Source organism: Mesorhizobium sp. M0768, assembly GCF_040320195.1.
Lineage (GTDB): Bacteria > Pseudomonadota > Alphaproteobacteria > Rhizobiales > Rhizobiaceae > Mesorhizobium.
This window is the reverse complement of record NZ_JAMYPD010000003.1, coordinates 204,417-224,661: the sequence shown is the minus strand read 5'-3', so window position 1 is coordinate 224,661 and position 20,245 is coordinate 204,417. Positions and strand designations below refer to the sequence as shown.

The following is a 20,245-nucleotide window of genomic DNA, read 5'->3' as shown; positions in this document are numbered from 1 at the left end:
ACCGGGAGGAAGGGACGTTACACCCGGTTCGGCCTCGTCGTGTCGCCTTTTCCGGCGACCTGTTCGTTATCTCGAGAACAGTTTTAATGCCGCCTGGCTGAACGCTCGCCGAAGCCACGGTTCATCTGCCGTTCATCGGCATCGGGACGTGGGCCGGGACCGGTCCCGTTCGGACGCGGGAAAATCTTGAAATGCCGTCGCCGGCTTCCCAAATTTGGCATGCGGTCGCCAATGTCGGGGCCGCTGGCCCATCCGGAACGCCGTCACGGGTTTCGCACCGGCCATACGCAACTTTGTTGCTCAACAGGAGAACACACTATGCGTCACGTTGATTTTTCCCCGCTCTACCGTTCGACCGTCGGTTTTGACCGGTTGTTCACCATGCTCGATTCGCTTGCGCAGCCGGAAGGCCAGACGTATCCGCCTTACAACATCGAGCGCACGGGCGAGGATGCCTATCGCATCTCGATGGCTGTGGCCGGCTTCTCGGAAGATGAGATTTCGATCGAAGCTCACCGCAATGTGCTGACCGTCAAGGGTGAGCGCAAGGAGGAAGGCAATGGCGAAGGCTCCGAACTGCTCTATCGCGGTATCGCCAGCCGAGCCTTCGAGCGCCGCTTCCAGCTTGCCGATCACGTCGAGGTTGTCGGCGCCGCGCTGAAGAACGGCCTGCTCTTCGTCGACCTCAAGCGCAACATCCCCGAAGAGCTGAAGCCGCGCAAGATCGCGATCACCTCGGCTCCGGCCAAGGCCAAGCAGATCGAGGCCAAGACTGCGGCCTAAGCCAGGCAGCTAAACTCCGGGACGCCAACTCCCCGGGAAGAAAGGGCGGTGCAGCAATGCGCCGCTCTTTTTTGCTGGTGGGCAAGGCTTGCTATCCGGCGAGCAGGTAGCCGAAACGGTCGACCTCGTCGGGCGTGGTCGCGAAGCTGGTGACAAAGCGATAGAGCGCTTCGTCTTCGCCGATGTAGCCGTCGTAGCCGAGCGGCCTGTGCCAGTCGTGGAAGGCCGCCCCTGCCGCTTGCATTCTTTCGGCCTCGGCCTTTTTCATGACCGCGAAGACCTCGTTCGCCTGCGGCAGCCAGGCCAGCCGGGCGGAAGGGGAATCTTCTATCGCCGCGGCAAGCCGTGCCGCCATCGCATTGGCGTGCCGTGCTGTGTCGAGCCACAGCCCACCCCTGAAATAAGCATCGAATTGCGCGGCGATGAAGCGCGATTTCGAGAACAGTTGGGCCGCGCGCTTGCGCAAAAAGGCCAATTCCTTGGCTCGCTCGAGGTCGAACAGCACGATCGCCTCGGCGCACCAACAGCCATTCTTGGTGCCGCCGAAGGAGAGGATGTCAACGCCATGCTTCCAGGTCATTTCGGCCGGCGTCGTTTCCAGCGCGACGAGCGCATTGGCAAAGCGGGCCCCATCCATGTGCAGCGGCAGTCCATGCTGCTTTGCGATCGCCGAAATCCTGGCGATTTCGTTCAGCGTGTAGACGGTGCCGACTTCGGTCGACTGGGTGATCGAAACGGCAACCGGCCGCCCGGAATGGACGTTTTCGGGTGCGAAACGGTCCACCGCCCGTTCCAGATTGCCGGCATCGATCCTGCCGAGTGCGCCTTCGACTGTATAAAGCCGCGAACCGCCGGTGAAATATTCCGGTGCACCGCATTCGTCCTCGATGACGTGCGATTCGCGATGGCAGAAGGAAATGCCGCCTGGCTTGTTATAGGTAGTCAGCGACAGCGAATTGGCAGCGGTGCCGGTGGCGACGAAAAACACCGCGACTTCGCATTCGAAGATCTCATTGAAGCGCTGGTAAACGGTCTTGTCGAGGGCACCGTCGCCATAGGCGGTGGAGAAGCCGTCGGCATGGGCCGACAGGCCGGCAGCGATACGGGGATGGGCGCCTGCCCAATTGTCGGAAGCGAAAATCATGCGTCTGCCTATGCTGGGGAAATCGGTGCGAGCTTGGCCGCTTTCGCATGCCGGCCGCAAGGGGCAGATACCGAAAATCCGCTAAAGCCAGTGAAACGCATGAGCGTAGATGCAGCGACGGAAGGTTACGCTGACACGGCGTTCCGCGCAATTTTCTGTCGCGAAAGCTTCAAGAAATTTGTGAATCGGTCTTGTGTGCATCCAAAATTTCTGTCATAAAAATTTAGGACAGTAGTGCTGTCTTATTTTGTCGCACAAAACTGGCCGCATTGGCATATGATTGCGCCTCTGCGGCCATTGCCGCGAGCGACAGCTAGACAGTCTGGCTCCGGCCTGTACGAATACCATATGCGAACCATGCGGAAAGCCGCACGGTCGGCAAGATTTTCGCAAGACGTGCCGCAGATTGAAAGGGGAGCCACGCGCTTCCCGACGGAAACCAGCGCCCGAAGGGGACGGAACGGAGGACAGGACGATGACGGACATGACGCCATCTGCGACGAAGGCCGCGCAGACGACAGCGGCAGCCGTCAAAAATCCGTCCCTGACCAATATTCGGCGAACCAACACCGGCTATGCCGCGCACGGCCTCTATGATCCGCGCAACGAGCATGATGCCTGCGGCGTCGGCTTCATCGTCAACATGAAGGGCGTGAAGTCGCACCAGATCGTCGAGGACGGCCTTGCCGTGCTCGAAAACCTGACGCATCGCGGCGCGGTCGGCGCCGATCCGCTGATGGGTGACGGCGCCGGCGTGCTGGTGCAGCTGCCGGACCGCTTCTTCCGCGAGGAGATGGCCAAGCAAGGGGTCGAACTGCCGAAGCCCGGCCACTATGCCGTCGGCCAGGTGTTCATGCCGCGCGACCCGGAGCTGCAGGCGCATATCGAAGGCATCATCGCCGAGGTGGCGCAACTCGAGGGCCAGCCGCTGCTCGGCTTTCGCGACGTGCCGGTCGACAATTCGTCGCTGTCCAAGGCGCCCGACATCGCCGCTTCCGAGCCGGTGCACCGGCAGGTGTTCCTGGGCCGCGGCGCCGAGATCGAGAACGACGACGACTACGAGCGGCGGCTCTACATCCTGCGCAAGGTCATTTCCGGTCGCATCCATGAGGAGACCAAAGGCGTCGACAACGGCTTCTATGTCGTCTCGATGTCGTCGCGGACCATCGTCTACAAGGGCATGTTCCTGGCCTATCAGGTCGGCGCCTACTACAAGGACCTCACCGACCCGCGTTTCGAGACGGCGCTGATCCTGGTCCACCAGCGCTTCTCGACCAACACGTTCCCGTCGTGGAAGCTGGCGCATCCCTACCGCATGGTCGCCCACAATGGCGAGATCAATACGCTGCGCGGCAACGTCAACTGGATGGCGGCGCGGCAGGCCTCGGTCGATTCCGAACTGTTCGGCAACGACATCTCGAAGCTGTGGCCGATCTCCTACGAAGGGCAGTCGGACACCGCCTGCTTCGACAATGCGCTCGAATTCCTGACGCAGGGCGGCTATTCGCTCGCCCACGCCATGATGATGCTGATCCCGGAAGCCTGGGCCGGCAACAAGCTGATGGGTCAGGACCGCAAGGCCTTCTACGAGTATCACGCAGCGCTGATGGAGCCGTGGGACGGGCCAGCGGCGGTTGCCTTCACCGACGGCCGCCAGATCGGTGCCACGCTCGACCGCAACGGGCTGCGGCCGGCGCGCTACATCGTCACCGATGACGACCGCGTCATCATGGCTTCGGAAGCCGGCGTGCTGCCAGTGCCGGAGGAAAGGATCGTCAAGAAGTGGCGGCTGCAGCCCGGCCGCATGCTGCTGATCGACCTGGACAAGGGCCGCATCGTTTCCGACGAGGAAATCAAGTCGGAGATCGCGACCAGGCATCCCTACAAGAGCTGGCTCGCCAACACACAGCTCATCCTCGAGGATCTGAACCCGGTCGAGCCGCGCGCCCTGCGCAGGGATGTCTCACTGCTCGACCGCCAGCAGGCGTTTGGCTACACCCAGGAGGACACCAAGCTGTTGATGTCGCCGATGGCGACCACCGGCCAGGAAGCCGTCGGCTCGATGGGTACCGACACGCCGATTTCGGCAATGTCGGACAGATCGAAGCTGCTCTACACCTATTTCAAGCAGAATTTCGCACAGGTCACCAATCCGCCGATCGACCCGATCCGCGAGGAGCTGGTGATGAGCCTGGTGTCCTTCATCGGGCCGCGGCCCAACATCTTCGATCTTGTCGGCAATTCGCGCCGCAAGCGGCTCGAAGTGCGCCAACCGATCCTGACGAATGGCGATCTGGAGAAGCTGCGCTCCGTCGGCCACACCGAAGACCGTTTCGACACCAAGACGATCGACATCACTTACGGTTCGAATGAAGGCGCGGCCGGCATGCAGGGCGCCATCGACCGGCTGTGCGAGCGCGCCGAGGCGGCGGTCGCCGGCGGCTACAACATCATCATCCTTTCGGACCGTCAGCTCGGCCCGGATCGCATTGCCATTCCGGCGCTGCTGGCAACGGCGGCCGTGCACCATCATTTGATCCGCAAGGGATTGCGCACCTCGGTTGGGCTCGTCGTGGAATCCGGCGAGCCGCGCGAGGTGCATCATTTCTGCTGTCTCGCCGGCTACGGCGCCGAGGCGATCAATCCCTATCTCGCTTTCGACACGCTGCTCGACATGCACAAGCGTGGCGAATTGCCAGCGGAGGTCGATGCCTACGAGGTCGTCTCCCGCTACATCAAGTCGATCGGCAAGGGCATCCTCAAGGTGATGTCCAAGATGGGCATCTCGACCTACCAGTCCTATTGCGGCGCGCAGATCTTCGACGCCATCGGGCTCAAGTCGGATTTCGTGCAGAAGTACTTCACCGGCACGGCGACGCTGATCGAAGGCGTCGGGCTGGACGAGATCGCCGCCGAAACGGTCAGCCGCCACACCGACGGCTTCGGCAACGACCCGGTGCTGCGCAACAGCCTCGAGGTCGGCGGCGAATACATGTTCCGCATGCGCGGCGAGGCCCATATCTGGTCGCCCGACGCAGTGGCGACCTTGCAGCACGCCGTGCGCCAAGGCTCGTGGGAGACGTTCAAGGACTATTCCGCCCAAATCGACAGCGAGACGGCGCAGGCGCAGACCATTCGCGGCCTGTTCAAGATCAAGCTTGCGCAAGAGACCGGGCGCAAGAAGGTCAAGCTCGACGAGGTGATGCCGGCGGCCGATATCGTCAAGCGCTTCTCGACCGGGGCGATGTCCTTCGGCTCGATCTCAAGGGAAGCGCACACGACGCTGGCGCGCGCCATGAACGCCATCGGCGGCAAGTCGAACACCGGCGAGGGCGGCGAAGAGGCCGATCGCTATCTGCCACTGCCGGGCGGCGGCAAGAACCCCGAACGCTCGGCGATCAAGCAGGTCGCCTCGGGACGCTTTGGCGTCACGGCGGAGTATCTTGTCAATTCCGACATGATGCAGATCAAGGTCGCGCAAGGGGCGAAGCCAGGCGAGGGCGGCCAGCTGCCGGGTCACAAGGTCGATGCGACCATAGCAAAGGTCAGGCACTCGACGCCGGGCGTCGGCCTGATCTCGCCGCCGCCGCATCACGACATCTATTCGATCGAGGATCTGGCGCAGCTCATCTACGACCTGAAGAACGTCAATCCGGCGGCCGACGTATCGGTCAAGCTGGTCTCGGAAGTCGGCGTCGGCACGGTTGCGGCCGGCGTCGCCAAGGCGCGTGCCGACCACATCACCATATCAGGCTATGACGGCGGCACCGGTGCCTCGCCGCTGACCTCGCTCAAGCATGCCGGCAGCCCGTGGGAGATGGGCCTTGCCGAGACGCACCAGACGCTGGTGCTCAACGGCCTCAGGTCGCGCGTCGCGCTGCAGGTCGATGGCGGCCTGCGCACCGGGCGTGACGTCATTATCGGCGCACTGCTCGGCGCCGACGAGTTCGGCTTTTCGACTGCGCCGTTGATCGCGGCCGGCTGCATCATGATGCGCAAGTGCCATCTCAACACCTGCCCCGTCGGCGTCGCGACACAGGACCCGGTGCTGCGCAAGCGCTTCAAGGGCACGCCCGAGCACGTCATCAACTTCTTCTTCTATGTGGCGGAAGAGGTGCGGGCGCTGCTTGCCGAGATGGGCTACACCCATCTCGACCAGATCATCGGCGACACCGACCTTCTGGAAAAGCGCGAGCTGATCCAGCACTGGAAAGCACGCGGGCTCGACTTCAGCAAGATGTTCTACAAGCCCGATGCGCCGCACGAGGCGGTGCACTGGACCGAGCGGCAGAAGCATCCGATCGACGACGTGCTCGACCGCAAGCTGATCGAACTCGCAAAGCCGGCGCTCGAAGCCAGGCAGCCGGTCAGTATCGAACTGCCGATCCGCAACGTCGACCGTTCGACCGGCGCCATGCTGTCGGGCGAGGTGGCAAAGCGCTTCAAGCACAAGGGCCTGCGCGAGGACACGATCTCGGTCAAGCTCACCGGCACGGCCGGCCAGTCCTTTGGCGCCTTCCTGGCGCGCGGTGTCTCGTTCGAACTGGTGGGCGCCGCCAACGACTATGTCGGCAAGGGCCTGTCGGGTGGCCGCATTGTCATCCGCCCGCCGGAGAACACGAAAATCGTTGCTGCCGAATCCATTATTGTCGGCAATACCGTGCTCTACGGCGCAACCGAGGGCGAGGCCTATTTCTGCGGCGTTGCCGGCGAGCGTTTTGCCGTGCGCAATTCGGGTGTCGCCGCCGTCGTTGAAGGCGTCGGCGACCATGGTTGCGAATACATGACTGGCGGTATCGTCGTCGTCATCGGCCAGACCGGCCGCAACTTCGCCGCCGGCATGTCGGGCGGCGTCGCCTATGTGCTCGACGAGGCGGGTGATTTCGCCGAACGCTGCAACATGGCGATGGTCGAGCTGGAGCCGGTTCCGGAAGAGGACGACCTGATGGAAAAGCTGCTCCACCATGGCGGCGATCTCGACCATAAGGGCCGTGTCGACGTATCCGGCGATATGACCAGCCATGACGAGGAGCGGCTCTACCAGCTGATCTCCAACCACGTTCACTACACCGGCTCGGTACGAGGTCGCGAAATCCTCGACGACTGGGCGACTTTCCGGCCGAAATTCCGGAAGATCATGCCGGTCGAATACCGCCGCGCGCTGATCGAGATGGAGCGGATGCGCATGAACGTGGCGGCGGAATAGATTTGGAAATTGCCGGGAGGCCATGCGTCCCGGCAACCATCTTCATCAACAATCCTGACCTCGGACTGAAGGTTGCCACAGCTGCCTTATGAGGTTAACGGGTGCGTCGCCAGGCGTGCCTTCCGGACAGCAGGGACTGGACAATGGGCAAGGTAACAGGGTTTCTCGAGATCGACCGGCAGGTGCACAAGTACCAGCCGGCTTCCGACCGCATCCGGCATTTCCGCGAGTTCACGCTGCCGATGTCGGACAAGGAGGTCGAGAAACAGGCCGCGCGGTGCATGGATTGCGGCATTCCGTATTGCCATGGACCGACCGGCTGCCCGATCCACAACCAGATCCCGGACTGGAACGACCTCGTCTACAATGGCGACTGGGAAAACGCGATCCGCAACCTGCATTCGACCAACAATTTTCCGGAATTTACCGGCCGCATCTGCCCCGCACCTTGCGAGGAAGCCTGCACGCTGAACCTCGAGGATATTCCGGTCGCCATCAAGACCATCGAGCAGGCCATTGCCGACAAAGCCTATGAAACCGGCCATATCCGGCCCTATCCGCCGGAACGGAAGACCGGCAAGCGCGTCGCGATCATCGGCTCGGGGCCGGCAGGCATGGCGGCTGCCCAGCAACTCGGCCGCGCCGGCCATGACGTTCACGTCTATGAGCGCGAGAGCCGGCCGGGCGGGCTGATGCGCTACGGCATCCCCGATTTCAAGATCGAGAAGCATTATATCGACCGGCGCATCGAGCAGATGCAGGGCGAAGGTGTCAGCTTCCATTGCGGCGTCAATGTCGGCGTCGACAAGCCGGTCGCCGAACTGCTCGCCGAATATGACGCCGTGCTCTATTGCGGCGGCTCCGAAACGCCGCGCCCGGCCAACATCCCGGGCGACGATCTCGACGGCGTGCACGACGCCATGCCGTATCTGGTGCAGCAGAACAAGCGTATCGGCGGCGAGCCGATCCAGTCGGTGGCATGGCCGTCGCGCCCGATCGTCGCCGGCGGCCAGCACGTCGTCGTCGTCGGCGGCGGCGACACTGCCTCAGACTGCGTCGGCACCGCCTTCCGCCAGGGCGCGGTACGCGTCACCCAGCTCGACATCCGGCCGCAGCCGCCGGAAAAGGAGGACAAGCTGTCGGTCTGGCCCTACTGGGCGACCAAGATGCGCACGTCATCGTCGCAGGCCGAAGGCGCCGAGCGCGAATTCCAGGTGGCGACGCTTGAATTCATCGGCGAAGACGGCCAGCTGACCGGGGTCAAATGCTGCGAGGTCGACGAAAAGCGCAAGCCGATCGCGGGCACGGAATTCGTCATCCGCGCCGATCTCGCGTTCATCGCCATCGGCTTTGCCGGGCCAGCCGCTCGCGGGCCGATCTCGGAACTCGACGGGCAGATGAAGATCGTCACCGACAGCCGCCGTTCGAAGAATGTCGAGGCCAATGACCGGGACTACAGGACCAGCGTCGAAAGGCTCTATGCGGCGGGCGACGTGCGGCGCGGCCAGTCGCTGGTCGTCTGGGCGATCCGCGAGGGTCGCCAGGCGGCGCGCGCCATCGACGAGGCGCTGATGGGATCGAGCGTGCTGCCGCGCTGAGCCCGTTCCGAAGAGGTTCTGTTTACTGGCGGATCGCCGTCGTCGTATCGGATGCGGCCGCCGTCGCAGGCTGTGTCTTGGGCGGCCAGGAGAAATCGTCGGCGCGGCCCGGTGAGGCGTCGGGCGCCTTGCCCTCGACGATCAGCCTTTCGCCCGGCAAATTCTTGTCAGCTTTTGCCGGCGGGGCGGCGCCGAGAAGTTCCGAGCCGCCGTCCAGCGCCGGATCGCTGAGCAGCATCGGCACGGTGCGATCGACAGCTATCGGTGCCGCGGCAGGTGCCGGCGCCTCGACGGGAGCGCCGGCCGGGGCAGAAGCCGTCACCACGCTTCCCGGCGCGGCCAGCCCCAGGATCTTCATCAGCGGCTTTTCGGTATAGAAGGCGAGCTTGCGCTTGCCGGCCTTCGACATGTTGATGCCGTCGTCGGAGCGCAGGCGCACCGATTGGCCGTTGATGTCCGGTCCGCTGGTGATGAAGGCGCCGTTCTCGTCGACGAACCCGTCCCAGACGTCGACGAATTCGCCGCCGTGGCTTTCGGCGGACGAGCGGAAGATGTCGTTGAAGGCCAGCATGTCGGAGGTCATTTTCGAGACCCGGAAGGCCGGCATGCCGACCCACAGATACGGCACCTTGGTTGCGGCGATGGCCTTGCCGAACGCATCGGTCCGGCGCTCGTATTCCTTGGTCCAGTTTTCGGATCGCGGCTGCTCGCGTACATCGCCGACGCGCATCTGCTGCCGGTCGTTGGATCCGAGCATGACGACGACGGCTGCCGGTTTTTCGGCAGCGATCAGCGACTTGACCTGTTCTGGCCAGTTGTAGACATCGTCACGCACGAAGCCGGACGATCCGTTGGCACGGACGACGATCCTGACGCCAGTGTTTTCGGCAAAGGCGGCGTCGAGCCCCTCAGCCAGCCCAGACGCCATGAAATCGCCGACCACCAGAACGACGCGTGCATCCGGCGCCTTCTCGACTACTGGGGTTGTCGGCTCGGCCGGCGGCGGCCGGCTAACTGACCGGGGCTTTCTCAGCTTGGGCCTGGGCTTTGTTCTCTGGAATTCTCTCTGGAATTCGGGCGGCGGCTGCTCAAACCGCTCGCTTCTGCGCGGAAACAACAGGTCGCGCAGCGACCAGCCACGACTTTCCGGCTCCTGCGCCATGGCCGCGGTATGAAAGGCACTGGCGCCGCCGACCGCCAGAACGGCGATCGCCAGAACGAGGATCGGCACGCGACGAACGATTAACCGGATGCACGCAGCCGAAACCAATCACCCTCTCCATCCCGCAACCGGCTCTAGTTCTGCCTGAGCCATTTGAGCACTTCCTTGCTCGGATACCCGTCCTGGGTCAAGCCAGCCTTTGCTTGGAAGGCCATGATGGCGGTTTTCGATCCGTCACCGATCTTGCCGTCGAACTTGCCGTCGTAATAGCCGTGCTCGGAAAGTCGCTTCTGAAGCTCCTGCCTTTCCTCGAAGGAGAGCTTGGTAAACGGTCGCTTCCAGTCCTGCACAAGCCCGCCATAGCCGGCAATTTCGTCGGCAAGAAGGCCCACGGCGAGCGCATATTTGTCGGCATTGTTGTAACGCTTGATGACCGAGAAATTCTTGATCATCAGGAAAGCCGGCCCGCCGCTGCCGCCGGGCAGCTTCAACGTCGCTTTGTCCGCACCGTTCTTGAACGGCTTGCCGTTGGCACGGCTGACCCCCAGCGCCTGCCATTGCGACAGCGACTTCGAGCCTCCGGGCAGCTTCTTGCCGTCCGGAAGGCTGACCTCATAACCCCAGGTCTTGCCTGCCTGCCAGCCGTTCTTCCTCAGCAAATTGGCGGCTGTCGCCAGTGCGTCGGGAATCGAATTCCAGATGTCGCGCTTGCCGTTGCCGTCCATATCGACCGCATAGGACTGGTAGCTGGTGGGGATGAACTGGGTATGGCCCATCGCGCCGGCCCATGAGCCGCTGAGATGGCTTTCGTCGATGTCGCCGGTCTGCAGGATCTTCAGCGCCGCGATCAGCTGGGTGCGGGCAAATTTCGCTCGCTTCGGATCGGCATAACCAAGCGTCGCCAGCGAGCGCACGACATTGCGCATGATATCATCGCGCTTGAGGGTTTCGCCGTAGTTCGATTCCATAGACCAGATGGCCAGCAGGATGTAGCGGTCGACGCCGTATCTTGCCTCGATCCTGTCCAGCCAAGGCTTCCATTTCCTTGCCATCTGCTGGCCGACGGCGACCGACTGGTCATGGACGCGGTTGTCGAAATAATCCCAGGCGGGTGCGGTGAATTCGGGTTGAGTACGGGCCTTTTCCAGTACCACCGGGTCAGCATCGTTGATGCCCTTGAATGCCTGGTCGTAGACGGAGCCGGAAACGCCGCTCGCCACGGCGGTAGCACGGAAGCTGGCGACCCATTGGCGGAAGCCGGCATCGGCAAAAGCCGGCCCGCTGGGCATGAGCAAAGCAAGCGAGAGGCTGGCGGCCGTCAGGACGCTGGTGAAGCGCCTTGCGGCGTTGCGAACGGACATCTTTTCCTCCTTCTTCATCTCAGGAAGACTATTCATCGCCGAACCCGGTTAGCATTTGGTTTACCATAGGTGCCGTGCGGGATAAAAAGATGCGTCAATGCTTTACCAGCTGAGATTTATGACCCGCCGTTCAGTAATCCTCGATTTCGGCATGAAAATGTCTCGAATCGGGATTGCCGAACAGGCATGCAAATGGATAATTGGCACATGAAGAGAGTTCGCAAGGCAGTGTTCCCGGTTGCCGGTCTCGGCACGCGCTTTCTCCCTGCTACCAAGGCCATTCCCAAGGAAATGCTGACGGTCGTCGACAGGCCGGTCATCCAGTATGTGGTCGATGAGGCGCGCGATGCCGGGATCGAGCATTTCATCTTCGTGACCGGCCGCAACAAGGCGGTCATCGAGGATCACTTCGATGTCCAGTTCGAGCTCTACGACACGCTTGCGCAGCGCGGCAAGGACGACCAGCTCGCCCGCCTGCAGCGGCTGCAGCCGGCGCCGGGGCAGACCAGCTTCACCCGCCAGCAGGTACCGCTCGGCCTTGGCCACGCCGTCTGGTGCGCGCGCGAGCTCGTCGGCGACGAGCCCTTTGCGCTGCTGTTGCCCGACATGATCATGCAGTCGGAAAAAAGCTGCATGAAGGACATGGTCGAGCTTTACGCCGAGACCGGCAACAACATCGTCGCCGTGCAGGAATGCGATCCGGCCGAGGCGCACAAATACGGCATTGTCGGCCGCGGCGAGGACGCGCATCACGGTTTCCGCATCACCGGCATGGTGGAAAAGCCGAAGACCGGCACGGAGCCGTCGAACCTCTACATCAACGGGCGCTATATCCTGCAGCCGGAGATATTCAAGATACTCGAAGGTCAGGAAAAAGGCGCAGGCAACGAGATCCAGCTCACCGATGCAATGCTGAAGCTGCAGAAGCAACAGCCCTTCTACGGCTACCACTACCGCGGGCGGACGTTCGACTGCGGCTCGCCCGAAGGCTTCGTCGAGGCCAACGTTGCCTTCGCACTGTGGCGCAGAGACATGAATGCCAGCATGGCCGGTGTCATTCGCACGCTTCTCGACGAACTCGCGCCGTCAGAACGCCGCGGCATAGCCTTGTAGTTTCAACACTGGTTGCCGCGCTGATCGGCTAAAGCGCGCCGCGTTCGACCGGCCTCATGCGACGCGCTTTAGGTTCTTGTTTTAGGCAAGTCGTTATCGCAAAACCGCTGCACACTTTTGCGCGACATGCATTTAGCGCTGCAACTTCAAGCCGACGAAGATACTGTTGGCCGTGTAGTCGCGCCCAATCAGGTTGCTGGTCAGTTTTTCAGTCCTGGCGCGGGTGGTGAGCCCGGTGTAGCGGTTCAGCCACCACGTCAGCCCAGCCTCGGCGCTCAGCGTCAAATCATGATCGTCGGAGCCGGTATAGTCGCGCCATTCGAGGCCGACAGCGGCATTTCCGGTCAGGTTGGCGCGGATCAGCCTCTCGCCGGTGAGGCTGCCGGAATAGAGCATGTCGCCGCTTTCGCCCGCATTCGTCGTGTTCTCGGCGGTCGTCTGTGCGGTGAGCCCGATCGTGGTGCCGCGTTCCGGCGACCATTTGAGATCGGCATTGACCGTCGCGCCCGAAATAGGCGGCAGGGCATCGTCGTCGATAGCTTCGCGCAGCCAGCCGACCGAGAACTCGCCGGTAAGCTTCTCGCGGAGATCGAGCTCGACGCCGGCCCGTGCGCCAAGCCTGGTCGAGGAGCGCTGGAAGCCGTTTGGATCGACGCGCAAATCATAAGCGCGCCGGCCGATCTCGATTTCGGTGAACGGGGTGATGGCAGGCGAGATCTCGTAACCGGTACGCAAAATGGCCGTGTAGAGCGTCGAGTCGCGGCCCTTCTGCGACAGCGATCCGCCCGACGAAAGCTTGGCGTCGCCAAAGATGTCGTGCTCGACCGCGCCGGTCAGCGCGAAGCGCATCTTGCCGGCATCCTTCTCGACGGCGAGACTGCCGTTCACGGTCTGGCGCACCGGCTGGCCAACGGCGCCGACGACCGCGTCCGGCGCCGAGGCCGATTCGGGCACGGCCTCATAGCCCAGCTTGGCGATGGCGCGCAGATCATTGTCGAGATCGATGTTGAGTGTGCCGTCGACGCGGCCTTGCGCCTCGTGAATGTCATAGCCGGACAAGGTTTCGCGGAAGATGCCATAGCCCTCAACCGTCGCCGAATTCTCCCGCCAGTCGGAGACGGCGTTGAAGCGCAGCGTCGTTTCCGACAGCAAGGCCGGCTTGCCGAGGCTGCTCGAATCGGCGTTTGTCGAAGACGTCAGGCCTTGCTCGAGCGTCGGCCGGATTACGAAAGAGCCGAGCTTGATGCCGGTGGCGGCGAACGGGTCGTCCTCGTTCTTTTTGTTCTGGCCTTCGATGGCTTCGGTGCGCTCGGCGCCGGGGTCGAGCCTGAGCCTCTCGGCGGAATCGATGGTGACGGCACGGCGGTTGACCGTATCCTGCTCGTCTGTAGCGGCGGTATCGGTGTCATCGGTCGCCGCCGCGGCTGCAGTCGCGGCTCTCTTGCGCTTCTGGCTTTCAGCGGTCTCGTCTTCGGCGTTGGCCGCATTGGCGGCGCGTGGCGTCGCGCTTGGTCGCCGTCGGGGTGGCGGAGCAGGGTTGTCGGGAAATGGGTCGCCGCTGGCCGCTGGTTGATCGAAAGTGCCGCCGGTTGTGGCCGCCTCGCCCGTGCCGTCGTCAGGCAACGCCCCTTGGCTGGCCGGGCGATAGGTAGGCAGCGGCGTATTGTCGTTGGCGGTTGCAGCAGCCTGCGCGGCTTGGGTTCCGGCTATGCTCGATTGCCTGATCTTGTACTGCTGTTCGTCCAGAATTGTCGATTCCGAAACCTCGCCGCGCAGCTCGGTTTCCTGGGCGCAAAGCAGTGCCGGCCGCGACAAGGCAAAGACACTGGTTGCCAGCAGCAAAGCGCAGACCGCCTTGCCCTTTCGTCCCATTTTGTTTTGAAGCTGAAACCCGGACATCGGCACCACTGCTTGCGCGGCGCACGCGCGCCATACTTACGAAACCGTAAATGGGGATGGTTAACGGAGCGTTGAGGCATGGCCCGTCAGGAGGTTCCGGACGGCAATTCCGTTGGACAGGCGCGCGCCGAAGCGCTAATCGCATCGTCCATGGACGTGAAATCCCCAGACAGGAAGCGGCATGACGGGCAGGCCGCGATTGCCTCGGCGCTGAGAACCGTGGCGACGGAGCAGGCCGGCGTCGCGGCACTGGCAGACGCTCTCGAAAACGGGCTGGCCGAGCCGTTCGCACGAGCCGTCGGCATGGTGTCGCAGATCGATGGCCGCGTCATCGTCACCGGGGTCGGCAAAAGCGGCCATATCGGCTCGAAGATCGCCGCAACGCTCGCCTCGACCGGCACGCCGGCCTTTTTCGTCCACCCTGCCGAAGCCAATCACGGCGACCTTGGCATGATCGCCAGAAACGACGCCATAATCGCGCTTTCGTGGTCGGGCGAAAGCCTTGAGCTCAAGGGCATCATCGCCTATTCGAGGCGCTTCTCGATCCCGCTGGTCGCGGTCACCGCGGGTGAAAAATCGGCTCTGGCGCGCGCGGCCGACGTTGTGCTTCTGCTGCCGCGAGCACCGGAAGCCTGCCCGCACGGGCTTGCGCCGACGACCTCGACACTATTGCAAATGGTGATGGGCGATGCGCTGGCCATCGCGCTGCTCGAGGCACGCGGCTTCACCCCGGACCATTTCCGCACGTTTCATCCCGGCGGCCAGCTCGGAGCCAACCTGACGCAGATCCGCGAGATCATGCATGTCGGCGACAGGCTGCCGCTGGTGTCGTCAGGTACCGGCATGCGCGAGGCAATCCTCGAACTGTCGCGCAAGGGGTTTGGCTGCGTGGCCGTGACTGCCGCGGACGGCAAGCTGATCGGCATCATCACCGATGGCGACATCAGGCGCCATATCGGCAGCGATCTCCTGGCAATGAGCGTCGATCAGGTGATGACCAGAGAGCCGAAAATGGCTTCGCCCGACACGCTTGTTGCGACGGCGCTGCAGACAATCAACGACTCGGCTATCACCAGCCTGATGGTGGTCGAAGGCAGGCAGCCGATCGGGCTCGTCCATCTGCACGACCTGCTGCGCATCGGTGCTGCCTAGCGGGTTCCTAGACCGCCTCGACCGTCAGTTCCAGGTCGGTATCAGCGGCGCCCGTCACGCGCACTTGCGTGCCGGCCGGCAGGTCAGGGCCGGAGACGCGCCACAACGTGTCGCCCAGCTTTATGCGGCCGCGCCCGTCCTTGATCGGCTCGGCAAGGGTCGCCGTCCGGCCGACCATCTGTGCGCCGCGACGGTTGAGCAGGGGCTGGTCGGTTTCATCATGGCGCCCGCCCACCAGCCGCTTTCCGACATAGGCCGAGACCAGCGACAGCGCGAGGAAGGCGAGGACCTGGATCTGCCAGGTCCAGAAACCGGCATCCCAGACGAGCAGTGAGACGACGCCGATCAACAGCGCGGCAATGCCGATCCACAGCATGAAAATGCCCGGCGCGATGACCTCCATTACCAGCAGGACGAAGCCGAGGACCATCCACCTCCACGGGCCGAGTTCAGAAACAATGCGGCCGAGCATGGCTGTGGCCTCAGGTTTCGCTCGGACGAACGACCGGCGGGCGGGCGGCCTGTCGTGCGGCACCGGCGGTGCCTTCGCTTCGGAAAACTTCCTTGGCGATTTCGCCAATACCGCCGAGCGTGCCGATCAGCGATGAGGCCTCCATCGGCATCAGCACGAGCTTGCTGTTTGTCGCTGAGCCGATCCTGGTCAGCGCTTCGGTGTATTTCAGCGCGACGAAGTAGTTGAGCGCCTGCACGTCGCCTTTGGAAATCGCCTCCGACACCACCTGCGTGGCGCGTGCTTCAGCCTCGGCCGAGCGCTCGCGCGCCTCGGCATCGCGGAAGGCGGCTTCCTTGCGGCCTTCGGCCTCCAGGATCTGCGATTGCTTGAGGCCTTCGGCGGCGAGGATCTGCGCGCGCTTATTGCGCTCGGCCATCATCTGTCGGCCCATCGATTCGACGAGATTGGCCGGCGGGTTGATGTCCTTGATCTCGACACGAGTGATCTTGATGCCCCAGGGATGCGCCGCCTCGTCAACGACGCGCAGCAGGCGCTCGTTGATGGCGTCGCGGTTCGACAAAAGTTCGTCGAGGTCCATCGAGCCCATCACGGTGCGGATGTTGGTCATCGTGAGATTGAGAATCGCATTCTGCAGGCCGGAGACCTGGTAGGCGGCCTGCGCCGCGTTGAGCACCTGATAGAAGGCGATGCCATCGACGGCAACGGTGGCATTGTCGCGGGTGATGATCTCCTGCGTCGGTACGTCGAGCACCTGCTCCATCATGTTCATCTTGGCGCCGACACGGTCGACGAAAGGCACGATCAGGTTGAGGCCCGGGTTCAATGTCTTGGTGTAACGGCCAAAACGTTCGACGGTATAATTATAGCCTTGCGGAATTGTTCGGATGCCCTTGATAAGCACCAGCACGACAAGGGCGACAAGAACAAGAAGCGCGATATCAAAACCACTGAAACCCATTTGGCTCTCCCCTCAAAGGCCGGCCATGTTGGATATTCCACGCGACCGATTCCACCAAACACTTAAGTGTGTTTCAGCAATGTTACAATCAGGTGATCACGGATTGCGGGTGCATAGACGGGTGATCTGTTCAGGCCCAGCCGGACAGCTCGCGCCGCACCATCGCCTCGATCACCGCCATGCCCTCGGCACTGTCGTTGAGGCAAGGGATGTGTGCGAACTTTTCGCCGCCGGCATGATGGAAGGTCTCGGACGCTTCCCTGCCGATCTCGTCCAGCGTCTCGATGCAGTCGACGGAAAATCCTGGATTGACGATGGCGACCGATTTCACGCCTTCGCGCCCTAGTCTTTCGACCGTCTTGTCGGTGTAGGGCTGCAGCCACTCCTGCGCGCCGAAGCGCGACTGGAAGGTGGTAATCAGCTTGTTTTCATCCCAGCCGAGCTTTTCGCGCAGCAGTCGGGTCGTCTCGAGGCAATGGGCCTGGTAGGGGTCGCCCTTGTCGGAATAGGGTTTCGGAATGCCGTGATAGGAAGCAATGACAATTTCCGGTTCGAATCCGAGGCTCGCCAGATGCTTTTCGATCGAACGGGCGAGCGCCTCGATATAGGCCGGCTCGTTGTAATAGGGTGGCACGCTGCGAATGGCCGGGGCGCGGCGCATCTTCATCAGCGCGCGAAACAGCTGGTCGTTGGCAGTCGCAGTCGTCGTCGCCGAATATTGCGGGTAGAGCGGGAAAGACAGGATGCGGTCGCAGCCTTGCTCGACCAGTCTCTCGGCCACGCTCTCGGTCGAAGGGTTGCCGTAGCGCATCGCCCAGTCGACGACGACATTGGGTAGCTCGCCGAGCGCGAGCCCGAGCTTCTCGGCCTGGGCGCGGGTGTAGGTTCGCAACGGCGACTCGTTGCGCTCCCGGTTCCATATCCTGGCATAGTTGGCCCCTGATTTCTTCGGCCGGGTGGTGAGGACCACGCCGTAGAGGATCGGATACCAGATCGCCTTGTTGAGCTCGATGACGCGCGGATCGGACAGGAACTCCCGGAGGTAGCGCCACATCGGCTTGAAGCCGGTGCCGTCCGGGGTGCCGAGATTGATCAGCATGACGCCGACCTTGCCGGTCCTGACCAGAGGGCGCCCTGCCGACGGCGAGGCGGCAGTCTTCTCGGCTTTGATTTCAGCAGGGTTGGCAAGCGTCATGAGGTTCTCCAACACCGCGAACCAACGGTGCCGCGGCGAAAGTAGCGATGCCGCGCCGGTTTTCAAATGCTGCGTCTGGCCGCACCTTATCCCAGAAATGCAACACCCGCCCGGTCTGCCGGGCGGGTGCATTGCGTTCCTGCGGCCGGATTACTTCGAGGCCGCCGGGATCGTCAAGGTTGCGCCGACCGGAAGGCGGCGTGGCTCGTAGGCTTTGTTGGCATCGGAGATTATTTTCCATTTGGTGCCGTCGCCATAAGCCTTCACCGCGAGATCCCAATAGGTATCGCCGGCGACGATTACATGGCTGCTTTCGGCCGGTGCCGGCTCGGCCGGAGCAGGGGTCGCCGGAGCCGGTGTGGCCGGAGCCGCAGGTGCCGCCGGCTGGGCCGGCTCGGCGGGTGCGGGTGCCGGCGCTGTTTCAGCCGGGACGGCCGGCGGCGTCTTGGAAATGTCGCCGGAGCCGGCCGGCATTTCGGGCATTGCCGGCTCAACGGGCTTTGCCGGCGCAGCCTCAGCAGGTTTTGGCGGTTCGGCAGGGTTGGCAGGTTCTGCGGCCGGGGCCACGGTCGCGGCGATCTCGGTGATGCGGCCGTCGAGCTTCGGCGTATAGGGCCGGTGCGCGCCTAGGTAGTCGGCGACGACCTGTTCCAGCCCCGGGCCGTAATCATAGGCGTTCTTGGCCTTCTCGGCGAACACCTTGTAGCCGTCGCCGCCCTGGCGGACATAGTTGTTGGTGGCGACCAGGTAATCCTTGTCCGGCTTAATCGGCGTCCAGGCGCCGCCTTCCATGACCTCGACCGATTTGACGCGTGCGTTAGGCGGCGCCGATTTGTCGAACGCATATTTCAGGCCGGCAACCTGCGGGAAGCGCCCGGCGCCGTCCTCGACCTGGCTGAGGCCGCTTTCGAGGCCGGCAACCAAATCCTTGCCGGAGATCTGGAAGGTCGCCAGCGTGTTCTGAAACGGCAGGACGGTGAGAACCTCGCCCATGGTGACGGTGCCCTGGTCGATGGAGGCGCGCAAGCCGCCGCCATTCGAGATGACGATCTCGACACCTTGGCCCTTGACCCGGTCGAGGACGGCGTCGGAGACCAGATTGCCCATCTCGCATTCGCGGGCGCGGCAGTTTTCGCGACTGCCGTCGATCGCCTTGGTGGTCTCGGCGACTTCCTTGTTCTTCAAGGCCTCGATCGGCGCGCCGAGTTCCTTGATGCGGGCAAGCACGGCGGGGTCGGGCGTGATCGATTTGTCGAGATGGATGGGATCGCCGCTGGCCTCCTTGACGACGCCGTTGTCGTCGAACACGACCTTGAACTCGCCGAGATATTTCGAATAGGACGCCGCCTGGACGACCGGCACTTTGTAGCCGTCCGGATTGTCGACCATCGTCGGATATGGGCCTTCCGCCTTGGGGTCGGTGTTGGACAGCAGCGAATGGCTGTGGCCGCCGACCACCACGTCGATGCCCGGAATCTTGGCGATCACATCGCGCTCGCGCTTGTAGCCGATATGGGTGACCGCGATGATCTTGTTGACGCCCTCTCGCTTCAGTTTCTCGACCTCAGCGGTGATCGACTTGACGTCGTCTTCGATGGCAATGTTCGGGCCAGGCGAGGCAAGCTCCGGCGTGTCGTTGGTGACCGCGCCGACGATCCCGATCTTCTGGCCGCCGACCTCGACTATGATCGACGGCTTGACGCGGTCGCCGAGCTTGGATTGCGCATTGGCCTTCACGTTGGCGCCGAGCACCGGAAACTGGATCATGTCGAGGAACGGCGCCAGCGCCGACTCGCCATCGTCGAACTCATGGTTGCCGAGAGCCTCGGCATCGAATTTCATCTGGTTGAGGAATTCGCCTTCGGTCTTGCCTTTGTAGGTCGTGTAGAAGAGCGAGCCCTGGAAATTGTCGCCGGCGCTGAGCAGCAGCACGTTCTGGCCTTCCAGCTTCTTGCGCTCCTGCGCGATCGCGGTGACCAGGCGGGCGGCGCCGCCGACGCATTCGCCCTTGGTCTCCTCCTCGGCCGAGCAGGTCGATTCGTACTTGTTGTTGCTCTCGATGCGGCTATGCCAGTCGTTGATGTGCAGGATGTTGAGCGTATAGTCGGCAAAGGATACCCCTGCCGACAGGCCAAGCGCCGATGCCGACAGCGCGGCGATGGCAGCAATCTTCTTCATTCTCGTCTCCCGGATAACTTG

At 63.0% G+C, this 20,245-nt stretch carries 13 protein-coding genes; 5 read left to right on the top strand and 8 right to left on the bottom strand.

Features of this window, described 5'->3' with window-relative positions; all coding sequences use genetic code 11:
* Positions 1-318 precede the first annotated feature (318 nt).
* On the top strand, positions 319-783 hold the full coding sequence (locus NKI08_RS05485) for an Hsp20 family protein (protein ID WP_023675381.1): 465 nt from the start codon (positions 319-321) through the stop codon (positions 781-783).
* A 91-nt stretch (positions 784-874) separates the two neighbouring features.
* Here NKI08_RS05485 and NKI08_RS05480 read toward each other — a convergent pair whose 3' ends face one another.
* The gene (locus tag NKI08_RS05480; protein ID WP_352767672.1) at positions 875-1,927 is read right to left on the bottom strand and encodes a threonine aldolase family protein; all 1,053 of its coding nucleotides are present in this window, start codon (positions 1,925-1,927) and stop codon (positions 875-877) included.
* A 475-nt stretch (positions 1,928-2,402) separates the two neighbouring features.
* Between NKI08_RS05480 and gltB the strand changes: the two genes are divergently transcribed.
* Together gltB and NKI08_RS05470 are read left to right on the top strand one after the other, a co-directional pair.
* Positions 2,403-7,133, top strand: a complete 4,731-nt coding sequence (gene gltB / locus NKI08_RS05475) for a glutamate synthase large subunit (protein WP_352767670.1) — start codon at positions 2,403-2,405, stop codon at positions 7,131-7,133.
* A 143-nt stretch (positions 7,134-7,276) separates the two neighbouring features.
* The gene (locus tag NKI08_RS05470) at positions 7,277-8,731 is read left to right on the top strand and encodes a glutamate synthase subunit beta (RefSeq protein WP_352469525.1); all 1,455 of its coding nucleotides are present in this window, start codon (positions 7,277-7,279) and stop codon (positions 8,729-8,731) included.
* Positions 8,732-8,753: 22 nt separating this feature from the next.
* On the opposite strand, the gene NKI08_RS05465 is transcribed toward NKI08_RS05470, so the two are convergent.
* Both NKI08_RS05465 and NKI08_RS05460 read right to left on the bottom strand, forming a co-directional pair.
* Positions 8,754-10,001, bottom strand: coding sequence for an SGNH/GDSL hydrolase family protein (locus tag NKI08_RS05465; RefSeq protein ID WP_352767668.1), 1,248 nt, complete (start codon positions 9,999-10,001; stop codon positions 8,754-8,756).
* 26 nt (positions 10,002-10,027) lie between these two features.
* On the bottom strand, positions 10,028-11,254 hold the full coding sequence (locus tag NKI08_RS05460) for a lytic murein transglycosylase (protein ID WP_352564889.1): 1,227 nt from the start codon (positions 11,252-11,254) through the stop codon (positions 10,028-10,030).
* Between the two features lie 207 nt (positions 11,255-11,461).
* Between NKI08_RS05460 and galU the strand changes: the two genes are divergently transcribed.
* Positions 11,462-12,367, top strand: a complete 906-nt coding sequence (galU, locus tag NKI08_RS05455; protein ID WP_352469528.1) for a UTP--glucose-1-phosphate uridylyltransferase GalU — start codon at positions 11,462-11,464, stop codon at positions 12,365-12,367.
* 132 nt (positions 12,368-12,499) lie between these two features.
* Here the strand turns inward: galU and NKI08_RS05450 are convergent, their stop codons facing one another.
* Positions 12,500-14,239, bottom strand: coding sequence for an outer membrane beta-barrel protein (locus tag NKI08_RS05450; protein WP_502899560.1), 1,740 nt, complete (start codon positions 14,237-14,239; stop codon positions 12,500-12,502).
* 177 nt (positions 14,240-14,416) lie between these two features.
* On the opposite strand from NKI08_RS05450, the gene NKI08_RS05445 reads away from it, so the two are divergent.
* On the top strand, positions 14,417-15,418 hold the full coding sequence (locus NKI08_RS05445) for a KpsF/GutQ family sugar-phosphate isomerase (protein WP_352767908.1): 1,002 nt from the start codon (positions 14,417-14,419) through the stop codon (positions 15,416-15,418).
* Positions 15,419-15,425: 7 nt separating this feature from the next.
* On the opposite strand, the gene NKI08_RS05440 is transcribed toward NKI08_RS05445, so the two are convergent.
* From NKI08_RS05440 to NKI08_RS05425, 4 genes are all read right to left on the bottom strand, one after another.
* Entirely contained in the window at positions 15,426-15,890 is a 465-nt protein-coding gene (locus tag NKI08_RS05440) for an NfeD family protein (RefSeq protein WP_352767663.1), read from the bottom strand.
* Between the two features lie 10 nt (positions 15,891-15,900).
* Positions 15,901-16,851 carry an SPFH domain-containing protein gene (locus tag NKI08_RS05435; protein ID WP_352539357.1) on the bottom strand — a complete coding sequence of 317 codons (951 nt, stop codon included), beginning with the start codon at positions 16,849-16,851 and terminating at the stop codon, positions 15,901-15,903.
* Positions 16,852-16,981: 130 nt separating this feature from the next.
* Positions 16,982-18,046, bottom strand: a complete 1,065-nt coding sequence (gene hemH, locus NKI08_RS05430) for a ferrochelatase (RefSeq protein ID WP_023675392.1) — start codon at positions 18,044-18,046, stop codon at positions 16,982-16,984.
* Positions 18,047-18,196: 150 nt separating this feature from the next.
* Positions 18,197-20,224 (bottom strand): 5'-nucleotidase C-terminal domain-containing protein, encoded by a 2,028-nt coding sequence (locus tag NKI08_RS05425; RefSeq protein ID WP_352767660.1) that lies wholly within the window; start codon positions 20,222-20,224, stop codon positions 18,197-18,199.
* Positions 20,225-20,245 lie beyond the last annotated feature (21 nt).

Bases quoted from the DNA above. Each gene is read 5' to 3' on its own strand.
- NKI08_RS05485 (WP_023675381.1), top strand. From the start codon at position 319: ATGCGTCACGTTGATTTTTCCCCGCTCTACCGTTCGACCGTCGGTTTT.
- NKI08_RS05470 (WP_352469525.1), top strand. From the start codon at position 7,277: ATGGGCAAGGTAACAGGGTTTCTCGAGATCGACCGGCAGGTGCACAAG.
- NKI08_RS05460 (WP_352564889.1), bottom strand. From the start codon at position 11,254: ATGTCCGTTCGCAACGCCGCAAGGCGCTTCACCAGCGTCCTGACGGCC.
- hemH (WP_023675392.1), bottom strand. From the start codon at position 18,046: ATGACGCTTGCCAACCCTGCTGAAATCAAAGCCGAGAAGACTGCCGCC.
- NKI08_RS05445 (WP_352767908.1), top strand. From the start codon at position 14,417: ATGGACGTGAAATCCCCAGACAGGAAGCGGCATGACGGGCAGGCCGCG.
- NKI08_RS05435 (WP_352539357.1), bottom strand. From the start codon at position 16,851: ATGGGTTTCAGTGGTTTTGATATCGCGCTTCTTGTTCTTGTCGCCCTT.
- NKI08_RS05480 (WP_352767672.1), bottom strand. From the start codon at position 1,927: ATGATTTTCGCTTCCGACAATTGGGCAGGCGCCCATCCCCGTATCGCT.
- NKI08_RS05450 (WP_502899560.1), bottom strand. From the start codon at position 14,239: ATGGGACGAAAGGGCAAGGCGGTCTGCGCTTTGCTGCTGGCAACCAGT.
- NKI08_RS05425 (WP_352767660.1), bottom strand. From the start codon at position 20,224: ATGAAGAAGATTGCTGCCATCGCCGCGCTGTCGGCATCGGCGCTTGGC.
- NKI08_RS05440 (WP_352767663.1), bottom strand. From the start codon at position 15,890: ATGCTCGGCCGCATTGTTTCTGAACTCGGCCCGTGGAGGTGGATGGTC.
- galU (WP_352469528.1), top strand. From the start codon at position 11,462: ATGAAGAGAGTTCGCAAGGCAGTGTTCCCGGTTGCCGGTCTCGGCACG.
- gltB (WP_352767670.1), top strand. From the start codon at position 2,403: ATGACGGACATGACGCCATCTGCGACGAAGGCCGCGCAGACGACAGCG.